At 35.0% G+C, this 15,574-nt stretch carries 11 protein-coding genes; 5 read left to right on the forward strand and 6 right to left on the reverse strand.

Annotated elements, in window-relative coordinates; genetic code table 11:
- The 4 genes from CW752_RS17080 to CW752_RS08845 form a co-directional block, all read right to left on the reverse strand.
- On the reverse strand, positions 1–689 hold a 689-nt coding region (locus tag CW752_RS17080; RefSeq protein WP_185117604.1), incomplete at its 3' end, for an acyltransferase family protein.
- Positions 686–1,189, reverse strand: coding sequence for an acyltransferase family protein (locus CW752_RS17085; protein WP_101239362.1), 504 nt, complete (start codon positions 1,187–1,189; stop codon positions 686–688). The genes CW752_RS17085 and CW752_RS17080, both read right to left, overlap by 4 nt.
- A gap of 84 nt (positions 1,190–1,273) precedes the next feature.
- Positions 1,274–3,661 carry a M1 family metallopeptidase gene (locus CW752_RS08840; protein WP_101239363.1) on the reverse strand — a complete coding sequence of 796 codons (2,388 nt, stop codon included), beginning with the start codon at positions 3,659–3,661 and terminating at the stop codon, positions 1,274–1,276.
- Positions 3,662–3,728: 67 nt separating this feature from the next.
- Positions 3,729–4,307: a HupE/UreJ family protein gene (locus CW752_RS08845; protein WP_101239364.1), complete on the reverse strand. Its 579-nt coding sequence runs from the start codon at positions 4,305–4,307 to the stop codon at positions 3,729–3,731.
- A gap of 152 nt (positions 4,308–4,459) precedes the next feature.
- Between CW752_RS08845 and CW752_RS08850 the strand changes: the two genes are divergently transcribed.
- Positions 4,460–7,720 carry a S8 family peptidase gene (locus tag CW752_RS08850; protein ID WP_101239365.1) on the forward strand — a complete coding sequence of 1,087 codons (3,261 nt, stop codon included), beginning with the start codon at positions 4,460–4,462 and terminating at the stop codon, positions 7,718–7,720.
- A gap of 81 nt (positions 7,721–7,801) precedes the next feature.
- Positions 7,802–8,320 (forward strand): DUF6702 family protein, encoded by a 519-nt coding sequence (locus CW752_RS08855; protein ID WP_101239366.1) that lies wholly within the window; start codon positions 7,802–7,804, stop codon positions 8,318–8,320.
- Positions 8,321–8,323: 3 nt separating this feature from the next.
- Here the strand turns inward: CW752_RS08855 and CW752_RS08860 are convergent, their stop codons facing one another.
- A complete protein-coding gene (locus CW752_RS08860; protein WP_101239367.1) occupies positions 8,324–8,917 on the reverse strand; it encodes an ACP phosphodiesterase in 594 nt (197 codons plus the stop codon).
- A gap of 171 nt (positions 8,918–9,088) precedes the next feature.
- Positions 9,089–10,438 carry a DNA repair protein RadA gene (gene radA, locus CW752_RS08865; protein ID WP_101239368.1) on the reverse strand — a complete coding sequence of 450 codons (1,350 nt, stop codon included), beginning with the start codon at positions 10,436–10,438 and terminating at the stop codon, positions 9,089–9,091.
- A gap of 363 nt (positions 10,439–10,801) precedes the next feature.
- Between radA and CW752_RS08870 the strand changes: the two genes are divergently transcribed.
- The 3 genes from CW752_RS08870 to yidC all read left to right on the forward strand — a co-directional run bounded on the left by CW752_RS08870 (position 10,802) and on the right by yidC (position 15,433).
- Positions 10,802–11,371, forward strand: coding sequence for a YceI family protein (locus CW752_RS08870; protein ID WP_101239369.1), 570 nt, complete (start codon positions 10,802–10,804; stop codon positions 11,369–11,371).
- 476 nt (positions 11,372–11,847) lie between these two features.
- A complete protein-coding gene (locus CW752_RS08875) occupies positions 11,848–13,455 on the forward strand; it encodes a CTP synthase (RefSeq protein ID WP_101239370.1) in 1,608 nt (535 codons plus the stop codon).
- 178 nt (positions 13,456–13,633) lie between these two features.
- Positions 13,634–15,433, forward strand: coding sequence for a membrane protein insertase YidC (gene yidC, locus CW752_RS08880; RefSeq protein WP_101239371.1), 1,800 nt, complete (start codon positions 13,634–13,636; stop codon positions 15,431–15,433).
- Positions 15,434–15,574: the final 141 nt, after the last annotated feature.

Consider the following 15,574-nt stretch of genomic DNA (forward strand, 5'->3'; position numbering starts at 1 on the left):
TTACTTAAATCTCCAAATTTTTCAATGTTGTCTATACCATGAGATTTGGATCCAAAAAAAGGTACTGAATAGACTTTCGGAATCTTTTTATATCCTGTGATATATAGCAGAGAGAATGAAAACCCTGCAACAAACAATCCCAAAGGAATAAATACTTTAAAGAATTTAACATCCGTAATTTTTCGAAATTTATTTTCTATAAAGTTATAAGAAAGCCACGCCAGAACAAATGTGGTAACAGAAATGAAAATAACTTCGAACACATTAAATTCATAACTTTCATTTTTGTATCTTAAAAAAGCCATTATTGGGAAATGCCATAAATAAAGAGAATATGAAAGTTCACCAATATAAACCAGTGTTTTTGTTGATAAAAAATCGGATAAAGCATTGTTTTTAAGAACTAATAGATTAGCACTCGCCATGCAAGGAATAAGTGCTAAAACCCCGGGAAAATGACTTTCTTCGGTGATGAAAACCGAGCAAATCAAAAGAATAATTAAACTTCCAAAAGAAAGTAAATTATTATATTTTCGTTGTATATCAATTCCCTTTTTGAAGATCAAAGCATAAACTCCACCGATCAGGAACTCGGGAATTCTACTTAAAAGTGAAAAATACATTTCAGTTTTAAGGTTTTGAAATTCTACCTGATAAGTCGTATAAATTGTAAAAAATACAACTATTATTTATTATAAAAGCTTTTACAAGGGTGCTTTCTGAAAAAATAAATAATAAAAGGTAAAAAAATGTAAAATTGCATTTCTATAGAAAGTGACCAGGTGTGGTGCACTGGGTTTTCACTGGTTTGTGCTCCGAAGTAATTATTTCCTCTAGAAAATATTAGGTTAGATATAAACAGGCCGGCAGATATAATCGATTCTCTTAAAACTTTAATCTCTGAATATTGCCATAAATAAGCTCCAGCAAAAGCGGCGAAAAGCAGCATAACATAATATGCAGGAATAATCCTCTTTATTCTTTTTATATAGAAATTAATAAATGTAAATCTATTTTTTTCTATATCGTTCAAGGTAATCATGGTCATTAAAAATCCAGAAATTACAAAGAATAAATCAACACCTAAGAATCCTCCGGGAAGCCAGTCTTTATTCAAATGAAAAAAGAAAACAAGTAAAAATGCAATAGCTCTTAATCCTTGTATATCCGGGCGATAAGTTGTATTCATTTTTTAAGTTAATTTCATCAATTTGCTGTGATAGGCAAAACTAAAAAAAGTATTCATATTATGAATACTTTTTATAAATTATTTTTAACTCTTTCCCGCTGCCTGCATCGGGTTCACTTTTCCGTTTGAACTACCTCTTGCAGAGTTTGTCTCTTGTTTTTGCTTAAATAATTGGAATTTTGAAGTTTCACCACCGGCGCCATTGTTGGTCCATAAATTATTTGACGTATCAATATCGGCGGTTTCTCTCATTGGATCGAGTTGGATTGATTTCAGTTTCTTATCAAAATAATATGTTTTTGAAACCTTTTGCTCATTAAGTCTCCAGATTTGTGCCGAAGATTTATCATATGATTTAGAACCATCTTCAAAGGTGAATTCAAGGATAATAGGCATTACTAAACCGCCTTTGTTCACAAAATCGATCTGATAACCTGTAATATTTTTGAATTTCTCTTTCTCCTTAGCATCTAAAGGAAGTGTGGCATCAGTTTTAAGAACGTATTCTTTATTGTTATCCACTTTTTCCTGGCCTCTGTCATATTTATAATAGAAATCCTGGGCCTCTTTGTTTTGATCCACATAGAAAGTAATAGTCTTATCCTCCCTGTTTCTGATTTTTGAAAGATCTTCAAAACTGCTGACTAAAGGTTTGTCTACCTGATATTTTATTTCTCCGACAGCTTTTGGATCGGTTTCCAAATTGGGAATGGCAACCGTTACTTTGTCAATGGCAATATCTACAGGATCAGTTCCATAGAACCATCCTCTCCAGAACCAATCAAGGTCTTCACCGCTGGCATCTTCCATAGTACGGAAAAGATCTGCAGGTTCAGGGTGTTTGAAGGCCCATCTTTTAGCGTACGTTTTAAATGCTTTATCAAAAAGCTCTCTACCCATAATGGTTTCACGAAGAATATTTAATCCTGTCGCTGGTTTTGAATAGGCATTCGGACCATACTGAACAATATTTTCAGAGTTGCTCATAATAGGTTCCAGCTGATCTTTGGGAAGTTTCATATAATCTACAATCGTCCAGGCCGGTCCTCTTTTAGAAGGAAATTTATTATCCCATTTTTCTTCTGTAAGATATTCGGTGAAAGTATTCAGTCCTTCATCCATCCATGCCCATTGTCTTTCATCGGAATTGATAATCATCGGAAAGAAGTTGTGTCCTACTTCGTGGATAACTACGCCGATCATTCCGTTTTTGGTGGCTTCAGAATAAGTTCCGTCTTTTTCCGTCCTTCCAAAGTTGAAACAAATCATAGGGTATTCCATTCCGTTGGCGGCTTCTACAGATTGAGCTACAGGATATGGATATGGAATGGTAAATTCCGAATATGTTTTAATTGTATGGGCCACTGCTCTTGTGGAAAATTTTCTGTAAAGATTATAAGCCTCTTTTGGATAGAAACTCATCGCCATTACTTTATTATTGTTTTCAGGAATGGTAACACGCATTCCGTCCCATATAAACTTTCTTGAGGAAGTCCATGCAAAATCTCTTACATTATTAGCTTCGAAAACCCAGGTTTTTCTTTGCTTTGAATGATTTTTCTCTGCTTTTTTAGCATCATCTAAAGTTACAATTTCTATGGGTTCTGTAGCATTTTCGGCTTTTCTGTACCTTGAAAGCTGATCAGCAGTCAGTACCTGATCATAATTTTTACATTCTCCCGTTCCGCCTACAATATGATCGGCAGGAACGTTCATTGAAACTTTAAAATCACCAAAAACTAAAGCAAATTCTCCTCTTCCGGTAAACTGATGATTTTGCCAGCCATGAAAATCACTATAAACACACATTCTTGGATACCATTGTGTCATCGTATACAGATCATTGCCGTCTTCAGGGAAGTTTTCGTAACCACCACGGCCACCCATTTTCATTCTGTTGGAGATATTATAATTCCAGTCTACTTTGAAAGTAAGCTTTTCGCCTTTTTTCAAAATTTTTGGAAGATCAATACGCATCATGGTTTTATTGACCGTATATTTTAACGGGTTGCCCGAAGCATCGGTTACCTTTTCAAGGATAACACCGTATCCATTATCTTTTACAGGAAGTTCCGTTACTTTGAGCTGTTGATCATTAATGGAAGGGCGTAGTGTTGACGAATTATCAAAGCCTGCATTGTTGATTGTTGAATGCTCATTTTCATCCAGTTGAAGCCAGATATAATCCAGGTCATCGGGAGAATTATTGTAGTAAGTAATCGTTTCAGAACCTTTTAGATTTCTTTTATCTTCATCAAGATAAGCCGTGATGTTATAATCTGCTCTGTTTTGCCAGTATCCGTGTCCCGGAGCTCCGGAAGCCGTTCTGTAAATGTTGGGTGTTGGTAGAATGTTTCCCAGCTGTTCAAATTTATTTCCATGATTACTGCCGGGGTTATTCTGAATATTTTGTGCGGTGAAACCTGTATATGCAAATACAGAAAGTGAAAATATAACAACTTTTAGTTTCATAACCGAAATGATTTAATATTTGCCAAAGATAGTAATAAGTGGTTGAAATATTGAAAATATTTCGGTGTTAGAAAGGAATTCTTTCTAATGTCATTTTTAGAGCTAAAGCAAATACACCGGAAGATACAAACAGAATCCAATCCTTTTTATTCACTTTAAAGATATTAAGTAAGATAAACAAAACGAGTAAAATGGCAAAAACGATTACAATTTGCCCTAATTCTAATCCAATATTAAAACCTAAAAGTGGCATGGCAATACTCTGGCTCTTGGCAATCATTACCCTTGCTGTGTTGGCAAAACCCATTCCATGAACAAGGCCGAAGATTAAAGCAAGATAATAATTAGCCCTCATCAAAGTTTGCTTTTGATTTTTCATGATAATATTATCCAACGACGTTAAGACAATGGTCAAAGGAATTAAAAACTCAACCCAACTCGAAGGAACTCTGAAAACATCCAGAATACTTAAAGCTAATGTAATGGAATGCCCAATAGTAAAAGCTGTTACAAGAATCAGGATTTTTTTCCAGTCACTGTAAGAGTATACGGCAATAAGTGCCAAAACAAATAACTGGTGGTCCAATGCATCTAAAGAAATAATATGTTCCCAGCCTAATTGTAAAAAAAGAAAAAAATCCTGCATAAATAACTTTTTGATTGTGAATTGTAAATAATTTTGTTTATTATGGTTTGTTTTTATTTTATTTTAAAATTATTTAATGTATTTTATTAATTGTTTATTGATTATTGTGTTTTATTAAATATTGTATAATTGAATAATCAAATACATACACAATGAATTTTAAAAAATTATTTTCTACAAAAGTACACATTACGGATGTAGTGAAAAAGCATCTGACAGGTGTTTTATCCATTTTTCTTACGCTCTGGGTATCCTTATATTTCGGGCAAGAGAAAAGACTGGATTATCGATTTAAAGCTTTGTTGAAAAACAAAGAGAATCTGGCTAAAGGTATTAAGAATGAAGGGGTGGAAGATATCCAAAAAGAACTTACCAGTCATTTGGTTGTTACGGCAAAAGGAGCAAAAACGATGTACTCCTGTATTATTTATACCAAAACTCCGGAACGGCTAAAAGCTGACGGCGTATTGGTGCAAAGTGTGCTGCCTGGTTTTGCAACGGCACTAGTGGATATTGAAGATATAGAAAAAATCCTTGCCCTTCCTTATGTAACTGCAGTTATGGCACCTCGTATTGACCGGGTGAATAATGATGTAAGCAGGATACAATCAGGCGCTTCTTTACTTCAGGACGGAATTCTTAATAATATGTCTTATAACGGGAGTGGAGTGTTGGTAGGAGTCTATGATACCGGTATCGATTGGAAGCATCCCGATTTCCGTGGGGCAACTGATCAAACAAAAAGTAGAATTTATTCTATTTGGGATCAGACATTGACGGCACAAGGAACCGAAGCTCCGCCTACAGGATTTAACGTAGGAGTAGAATATACAAGGGCCCAGATTGAGGATGAAATAGATGGAACTCCTACAGGGATTGTTCGTGAGCAAGATAGTAACGGACATGGAACGCACGTTGCAGGTACAGCTGCTGGTAATGGAGCAGGTTTCTCTGATAAAAGGCATAAAGGTTTTGCTACCAATGCTGATCTTGTTATTGTTAAGGGCGGAAATGGATCTTTTTCTACAACTAATACAATTAATGCCATAACCTATTTTAAAAATATTGCAACAGCTCTAAATAGACCTATTGTGGTAAATATGAGCCTTGGAGGACATCTTAATGGGCATGATGGAACAACAGCTGATGAGGTAGCTGTTAATAACTTTACAGCATCAGGCCCGGGAAGAGTCGTAGTAATAGCAGCAGGAAATGAATACGGTGATAAGCTTCACAGAAGTATAAATATTGAACCAGGAGCTACTCAGAGTTATACTTTTACAGTAGCAAGTAATACAACTAATGGTAGTGTACTTGGTTTTATGATGTATACTAATAATACGACTCCTGTAACAACTAGACTGACTACTCCTGACGGTCAGCAATATACTCAAAACTTTGGTGGGTTCACAACAAATAGTATTTCATCAGGAGGTTTTCAAGCTATCTTAGAAAATAATATTGATAATGATAATAATAGAAGCTATGCTTTTTTATTTATTAAAAGAGCAACAGGATCTACAGCAAATTGTCAGGGAGCTTATAAATTAGAAGTTACAAATCCCGGAACAGCACCAATTGTTACCCATGGCTGGCTCTATATGGGTAAAGATTCAAATAATAATACTCTGGCACAACTAGATAATGGAAATAGTGATTATGCTGTAGGAAGCCCCGGAAATGCTTCAACAGCGATTACAGTAGCATCTTATAATGGTAGAGCAAATTTTTTAAGCAGTGCAGATGATGGCTTGTATGGAATAAATGGAGTAACCGTAGAAGGAATCTCCAATTTTAGTAATAAAGGACCTAGAGTAGATGGGATTTTAAAGCCTGAAATTACTGCTTCCGGACAGTTTGTAATCTCTGCTATGTCTTCGAATAGTCCCGAAGGTCAGATTTCTCAGTCAATAACACGAATTAGTGATAAATATGTAATTAATACGGGGACCAGTATGGCTTGTCCGGGAGTTGCAGGTTCAGTTGCTTTGTTATTGCAGGCAAATCCTAATTTAACAGCTGCTACCGTAAAAACGAGATTAACGAATGCAGCAACACAAGATGCTCAAACTGGAGCTGTACCTAACCCAAGATGGGGGTATGGGAAACTTAATATTTATAAAGCTGTTGCGAGTGAAATAGGGTGTGCAGTTTCAGAATTTGAAAGTGTTACTTATGATACACAATTTTATCAAGACCCATTTGCAGGCAATTATTATTGGGATAATATTGTTTTTGCAGTAAAATACACACCTACCAGAACAGGGAAGTTAAGCGGGGTAAACTTTTTTACTGCTAATCCAGCAATGGGAAATGTACCATTTACTATTGATATTAAAAAAGTAGACGCAAGCGGAAATCCGGGAGAACTGATTGCTTCAAAATCATTTACCTCGATTAAAAATACTTTTTATCGGGTAGGTTGGAACTATATCAATCTTTCTGATTTGAATGTAAATATTACCACAAAAGAGGATTTTTATGTAGTCTTAAATACTTCAGGAGGAAGAATGGCTTTGTTCGCTGAACAGGGGTCTTCTAGTGGAAGGAGTAAATACTCCAATAATAACGGGACAACTTGGACCTCCTTAAATGGGAATTTGAGAATCAGAGCTGTTGTATATGAAGATAAACCTGAAATAAAAAAATTAGCGACAGTTAATTTATCTAAAACTTTACCTATTGCAGCCGGTAAAAATTATTTTATCAATAACTGTGAATTTATCGCAAGAGTGGAAAAAGAAGCTGCGAGCACAATTACCGGAAACGTGACCTCAAAAGTATGGGTAGATGCAGCGCAATCTAATTATGTTTCGAGAAGGTATGAAATCAATCCGGTAGAAAATGCTTCAACAGCTACAGGAAAAATCACCTTATATTTCAAACAGGAAGATTTTGATGCATACAATTTAACAAGCACGATCAAGTTACCTACTTCAAGTACTGATAATGCCAATAAAGCTAACCTTGTTGTGGAAAAATACACAGGAACAAGTGCAGGAAGTACCGGTACTATAGCTTCTTTTGGAAGTCCTGCTGTTGTAATCCCTGTGAATGTTGCTGATATTGTATGGAATGAAACCTATAAATACTGGGAAGTAAGTTTTCAAACTACAGGCCTTGGAGGGTACTTTGTAAAAACAAACTCAACGTTAGGAACAAAAGATCTGACATTGAATTCGGATGTTAATATTACTCCAAACCCGGCTAAAGATATGGTACAGGTTATGCTCGGAAAATATTCAAAAGCATCGGTTACAATATATGATGCATCCGGAAAATTGGTTAAAACAGCTAATGTGGATAAAGCTTCTAATAAAATAGAACTGTCCGGATTGGTGAAAGGGGCTTATCTGTTTACAATCAAACTGAATGATGATACCCAAATCACGAAGAAAGTGATTAAAGAATAAAAGAAAGTCCATTATATAACAATTAAGAGCAGCGGTTTCTATAACTGCTGCTTTTTTTATATTTGCTTCAAATATAGAATAATGCCTAAAAGACTCTTTTTTTTATTTCTTGTACCATTGATGTTCGTTTTTCAAAGTTTTATAAGAGCTAATAAAAAAGTTCATCCTTATCATGTGGGTTCTGTAGAAATAAATTATAATTCTAAATCCAAAACATTTGAAGTCACGGGCCGGTTTTTCTTAGATGATTTAGAAGATGGTTTAGGGAAGAAATATGGTAGTGCTTTTCATTTTAATGACACAAAATATAAGACGAAACTTAATGACGCTTTACAAAAATATTGTCTGGAGTACTTTAAGCTAAAAGCAGACAATAAATTTTTAAAGATCAATTATGTCGGATACGAGGAAGATCAGGAATCTGTAAATGTTTTCCTTGAGTCGGAACCAGTGGAGAGTCCTAAAAAAGTGGAAGCAGCCGTAAGTTTTTTATATAATCTTTTTGATGATCAGATGAATATTGTCCACATTATTGTGAATGGGAAAAGGCAAAGTGAAAAAATGACTTACCCCAATCGTTATCTGTATAAGCAATTTTAGATATTAATTATCCAATTGAAGTAAAGTGTTGATTCCTTTCACATGAACTAATAAATCAGGAAAGAAATCATTGTAACATTTTTGAAGATCATTTTTATGTTCTAAAAAAGCTTCGAAAACAGGAATATCTTTATCCAGATATTGAGCTTTGTTAAGAACATTTTGAATACTGAATTTAATGCCCCAATCTTCACGGTAATTATAAAGCCAATCATCTTGTTCCATCTTAGCCAGCATTCTTTTGAGGTTGTCCGGTAGCCACTTTTTGTGAGCATTTAAAACGCTGTACACCCGAAGTGAGTGTGCTTTCCATTCAGCAGGAGAGTTCAAAGAAAGATCATTCGCTACAAAATAATCCATAGACACATCTATGAATGCACCGGCATATAATCTTACTAAAGGAGCAAATACTTTTTTAGCCTCATGAATAGCTGGATGAGAATCTGTAAACGTATCAATGGCTCTATGCATCGTGATGCCGTCCTGCATCCCTTTTGGAAAAGAAAAACGTTCTCTGTTTCGGATAAAATCTTCGAGAAATTGTCCAACGATTTGCTCATCGGTGAAAGAGAGAAAAGAATGAGCCAGGTAATTCATAGATTAAAGATATGAATTAAAAAATGAAAAGAAAACATAATACTGTAAGTTTCAATATATGCTTAGCTAAATCAATAGAGGTGGGCTTTAGCCCACCTTAAAATATATAAATCATCCATTGGCTTTAGCCAAAATTTAAAACACAATTGAATTATTTTAAATCATGGAATTCTAAAAAATCCTTTCATGAAAGTCCTCAATCTTACTAACTTCTTCGATCTTAATTCCAAATTTTCTTTTTGGTATTTTATTAAGATTGGATACAAATATTTTTTCGTACCCAAGTTTTTCAGCTTCCGAAATTCTTTGTTCAATTTGTGCTACAGGTCGTATTTCGCCACTCAAACCAATTTCTCCGGCAAAACAAAAATGCTCAGATATGGCAATATCTTCATTGGAAGAAAGAATTGAAGCTACAACGGCAAGATCTAATGCAGGATCATCTGTTTTAATTCCCCCGGTAATGTTTAAGAAAACATCTTTTGCACCTAACTGAAACCCGGCACGCTTTTCCAATACGGCTAAAAGCATATTTAATCTTTTGGAATCGAAACCTGTAGAACTTCTCTGTGGTGTTCCGTATACGGCTGTACTTACGAGTGCCTGAATCTCAATAAGCATAGGGCGGTTTCCTTCCAACGTTACTGCAACGGAATTTCCGGAAAGTTCTTCAAATTTCTTTGTGATAAGGATTTCTGAAGGGTTTTTAATTTCTTTTAAACCTTGTGAAATCATTTCATAAATTCCAATTTCTGAAGTAGAGCCAAAACGGTTTTTATTAGCTCTCAATAATCTGAAAAGGTGGTTTCTGTCGCCATCAAAATTTAAAACGACATCCACCATATGTTCCAAAACTTTCGGACCGGCAATCTGGCCGTCTTTAGTAATGTGACCTACCAGAAATACGGGAATATTGTTTTCTTTGGCATATTTAATGATTTCATTGGAGCACTCTCTGATTTGGGAAACCGTTCCGGGGGAGCTTTCTATTAGTTGTGATTGAAGAGTCTGGATAGAGTCAATAATCATGAAATCCGGTTCCAGTTTTTTCGCTTCATGCAAGATTTTTTCCAAAGAAGTTTCGGTAAACAGATAGCAATTGGGGTTTTGAATATCGGTTAATCGGTCTGCTCTCATTTTAATTTGAGAAGCGCTTTCCTCTCCGGAAACGTAGAAAATTTTCTTCTTCATTTTTAGGGCAAGCTGAAGTAAGAGGGTAGACTTTCCGATTCCCGGCTCTCCTCCAATCAAGGTAACAGATCCTAGAACAATACCACCGCCTAGTACCCGGTTTAGTTCTTCAGAAGGGGTTTTGATTCTTGGCTCCTCAATCGCTTCCACTTCAACAATGTTGATCACATGTTGTTTGGATTTCGAAAAAGGAGGAGTTTTGTGAGATGTCTTTTCAACGACTTCTTCTACTAAAGTGTTCCATTCTCCGCAGTTTTTACATTGTCCCAACCATTGAGGGTATTGAGTTCCGCAGTTTTGACAGAAATATGCTGTTTTCAGTTTTGCCATACTGCGAAGTTATAAAAAAATGATTTTTTTCTTGAAATTTAACTTAAAGTATTGTTTAATAACTTAAGTTCGGGATAAGAGTTTCTGACTTGATCAGGGTTGAAGCTGGGAGCAGAAAGATAGAAGTTATGAAAGTTGTAAAGAATAATTATCCACCTGTTTATTTTCTTGAGAGTAAAATTAATTGTGTCATTGACTTTCAGTAATTATTGCTGAAAGTTAACTTCCAGTCTCTTTCTTCCAGCTTCCAATTTTCTTTAAAAATGGAAATAAAATGTATTGTACTGAATTTATGTTAAATGTAAATATCTTTTATATCTTAGCTTTGTTTAATTTAAATATTAATGTAAAATATAATTACTAATGAAAAAAGTATTTTTATCTTTCGTGCTGGTACTGCTAAGTGTTATTGCTTTTGCGCAGAATACTTGGGCTGTTGACCAGATGCATTCTTCCGTTAATTTCAATATCAAACATATGGGGATTAGTTTCGTACAGGGAAGATTTGATAAATTTGACGGAAAAGTTGTTACCAATGCAGCTAATCTGGATAATGCTAATTTTGATTTCAGTGTAGGTACCAGCTCAGTAAATACCGGAGTAGAAATGAGAGACAGGCATTTGATGAGTGAAGAATTTTTTGATGTTGCCAAATATCCTGAGATGAAATTCACGAGTAACTCGATTACTAAGGATAAAAATAATACCTATATTTTAAAAGGGAGTTTGAAAATTAAAGATGTGGAGAAAGAGATCAGTGTTCCTGTAACGTTTGGAGGTATTACGAAAAATCAGAAAGGAAAAGAGGTAATGGGGTTTCAGACAAAATTTACAATCAACCGCCTGGATTACGGAATTAAATATGATCCGACAGGGGCCGGAGTGGCAAAAGATGTTGAGGTTAGTCTTTATTTTGAGTTGATTAAGCAATAAGAAATATTTTATTTACCCGTTGTGCATTTTGATATTAAATGTCAGTTCGGAATAAAGCAGTTTTGAAGCCGGGAGCTGGAAGCTGGGAGTAATGGAGGTCATAAAGAATAATGATTCATTTTTTTTATCGATATTGAAGCAAAAATTAATGATGCTATAGGCTGTCGTCTTTACAGCTGAAAGTAACTTCCAGCTTCTTTCCTTCCAGCTTCAAACCCATTTACCAGACTTTATTGCTTAGAACTCAGGTAATTTTAGCTCAAAATGCACAACGGGTTCTTATTTAATTTTAAAAAAGGTTTTTCAAAGTGTTTGGAAAACCTTTTTTTGTTGAATTGAAAAGGTAATGGTCTTTACATGTTTTAAAGAAATTTTAATCAGGTTTTATGGCAGTTTGAAAGCTGTTTTTGTATTTTCAAAATTTAAAAAATTGCTTTGTATTTCTTTTTCCCATAACTTTGCACAAACCTAATCTAATGAGTAAAAAGAATACAAAATACATCTTTGTGACAGGAGGTGTAACTTCATCTTTGGGAAAAGGAATCGTGTCTGCTTCTCTGGGACTATTGCTAAAATCACGCGGTTTTAACGTAACGATCCAAAAACTTGATCCTTATATCAATATCGACCCGGGAACTTTGAATCCTTATGAGCATGGAGAATGCTATGTGACTGAAGATGGTGCGGAGACGGATCTGGATTTAGGTCACTATGAGCGTTACCTTGATGCTCCTACATCCCAAAACAACAACGTTACTACAGGAAAAATCTACCAAACTGTAATCGAAAAAGAAAGAAAAGGAGACTTCCTTGGAAAAACAGTTCAGGTCATTCCTCATATCACTAACGAAATTAAGCGTAGAATTAAAATCCTTTCAAAACAAGACTACGATATCATCATTACGGAAATCGGAGGTACAGTTGGGGATATTGAATCTTTACCATACATTGAAACTGTTCGTCAGTTGAAGTGGGAACTGGGAGAGAGCAATTCTATGGTAATCCATTTGACATTATTGCCGTATTTGGCTTCAAGTGGAGAATTAAAAACCAAACCATCACAACACTCTGTACGTCAGTTGATGGAAAGTGGAATTATGGCTGATGTTTTAGTTTGCAGAACAGAGCATAAGATTCCAAAAGATCAAAGAGCAAAACTGGCTCAATTCTGTAATGTTCCTTTAGATAATGTAATTGAATGTAAAGATTTGGAAACGATCTATGAAGTGCCAATGTACCTTCAGAAGCAAAACTTTGATGATGTAGTATTGAAAGAACTTAATCTGAAAAGTGATAAAACAGCAGATCTTAAAGACTGGAAGAGTTTCCTTAAAAAATTCCAGAACCCTAAGAAAACTGTTGAAATCGCATTGGTAGGAAAATATGTTTCCCTTCAGGATTCTTATATTTCTATTGCTGAGGCATTCAAGCATGCAGGAGCAGATCTTGAAACCGAGGTGAAAGTAAGATGGGTGTACAGTGGAGATATTACAGAAGATAATATCAAAGATGTTCTGAAAGGAGTGAATGGTATCCTTGTTGCCCCTGGTTTTGGAGATCGAGGAATTGAAGGAAAAGTTCTTACGGCAAAATATGCCAGAGAAAATAAAATTCCGATGTTGGGAATCTGTTTAGGAATGCAGATTATGACGATTGAATTTGCAAGAAACGTTTTAGGACACACCAAAGCGAATTCAATGGAATTTGATACAGCTACTCCGGATCCTGTGATTTCATTAATGGAAGAACAGAAAAATGTAATAGATAAAGGAGGTACTATGCGTCTTGGTGCCTGGAAGTGTGCTTTGAAAAACGGATCTAAACTTTCTGAAATTTATGGAAGTAAAAATATTTCCGAAAGACACCGTCACCGTTATGAATTCAACAGTGAATACCTGCAGGAATTTGAGAAAAATGGTTTCTTAGCTACGGGAACAAATCCTGAAACCGGATTGGTAGAAGCACTTGAATTGCCTGATCACCCTTTCTATGTGGGAGTTCAATATCATCCGGAATATAAGAGTACGGTAGCAACACCACATCCTTTATTCAGAGCTTTCATTAAGGCTTGCGAAAAGAAATAAGGTAATTTTTTATCATAAACGTCTAAACATAAACTCAGGCTGATTATTCTCAGCTTGAGTTTATTATATAGTAACATGGTAAAGCATAGAGTTTTGATAAAAAAACAGTATTTTTGTCAGCTCAAATTATGTACTAGGGTACATCCATTTTAAATTTAAAATTTTAATATAAAATAAAATGCAACAAAACAACGGAATCGATAAGAAGCAAATGATTAGTTTCGCGGTTTTATGCCTGGTTCTCTTCGGTTTTATGTTCTATTTCCAGAACAAACAAGCGAAGGAAGAAGAGTTAAAAGCTCAGCAGCAGAAAACTGAACAGGTTAAAAGTGCCGTAAAGCAAACTCAGGCAAGTAATATCAATCCAAATGTAACTCCTAATGCTATTCAAACAGCAAATCTGGCTAATAATGAATTGAAATTGGAATTTTCAAGCCTAGGAGGGCAAGTTTCAAAAGTGGAACTTGTAAAGTATAAAGCATACGACCACAAAACAGATAATGCAGATCAACCTCTTTATCTGATTAATAAAAATAATTCAAACTACGGTTTCCAGTTTAAAGATAAAACAGGAAAAGTAATCAATACTAAAGATTTAGTTTTTACACCAACGGTAAACGGAAATGCTGTAACATTGACAGCAGATTATAATGGAGCGGTTATTCAGTTTATTTATACACTGCTTCCAAAATATACCTTAGACTTTAAAGTAAGAACTCAAGGTCTTTCTAAAATTACATCAGATAATAAAGCTGATTTTATCTGGGATTATAATGTTAGAAACTTAGAAAAAGGTAGAGCTCAGGAGCAATCTCATTCCGAGTTCTCATATGCATTCAATAATTATAAAGATTATGATTATGATGGAAGAACTACAATGAATGAAGAAAAAGAAACGCTGAACTGGATTGGGGTAAAACAGCAGTTCTTTTCTTCAGTAATTGAAGCTAAAAATGGATTTACACAAAGCAAAGGAAATCAGGAAAGTGTTGAAGAAGGAGAATATTTGAAGAAATTCAACTATGAAGGTTTTGTTCAAATGACGGGAAGTGAATTGAACCAGGATTTCACTTGGTATTTTATGCCATTGGATTTGCCATTGCTTAAATCATATGATAAGAATTTTGATGAAATCTTACCATTAGGATGGTCTTTTATCGGATGGATGAACCGTGGGTTCTTTATTCCGATGTATAACTTTATTGCGTCTTGGGGATTAACTGCTGGTTGGGCCATTTTCTTACTAACCATTATTGTGAAGTTAATCTTGTCACCAATCATGTACAAACAGCATAAGCTGAGTGCCATGATGAAAGTGATCCGTCCTGAAATTGATGAGGTAAATGCTAAATTCAAGGATGCGGACCCAATGAAGAAGCAGCAAGCTACGATGGAAGTCTACAGGAAGGCAGGGGTGAATCAGATGGCGGGATGTTTGCCTGCATTGGTTCAGATTCCAATTTTCTATGCGCTATTCCGTTTCTTCCCGAACTTTATTGATTTAAGAGGTCAGGGATTCTGGTTTGCAAAGGATCTGACAGCTTATGATGATTTGATCAAATTACCTTTTAAAGTTCCTTTCTTAGGAGATCATTTGAGTATTTTTGCATTAGCATGTACAGTGGTGATCTTAATTTATACAATTATGACTTCGGGAAATATGCAGCAGCCACAACAGGAAGGGATGCCAAATATGAAAGTATTAATGTATATTTTCCCAATTACATTCTTATTCTTCTTGAATACATCGGCATCTGGTCTTTCTTGGTACTATTTTGTGTCGAACGCGATCAATATCCTTATTATTCTGGTTATTAAGTACTGGATTTTAGATGAGAAGAAAATTCATGCTCAAATTCAGGCTAACAAAGAAAAGCCAAAAGCTGAAGGTAAGTTCCAGAAGAGAATGAGAGAGATGATGGAAAAAGCTCAGGAGCAGCAAAAAGCTCAGGAACAGATTAGAAATAAAAAGAAATAATCTAATTATAAATAAATCATAAAAAGAGAAGCAGTAAACCGCTTCTCTTTTTTATTTAGATAGATGTCTCGTCCTAATATAGCGTTACACAAAAAAAAGTAATGTTATGGAATCATTTAAAAATCAGTATGTAAAACGGAG

This window comes from Chryseobacterium sp. PMSZPI (assembly GCF_002835665.1).
GTDB lineage: Bacteria > Bacteroidota > Bacteroidia > Flavobacteriales > Weeksellaceae > Chryseobacterium.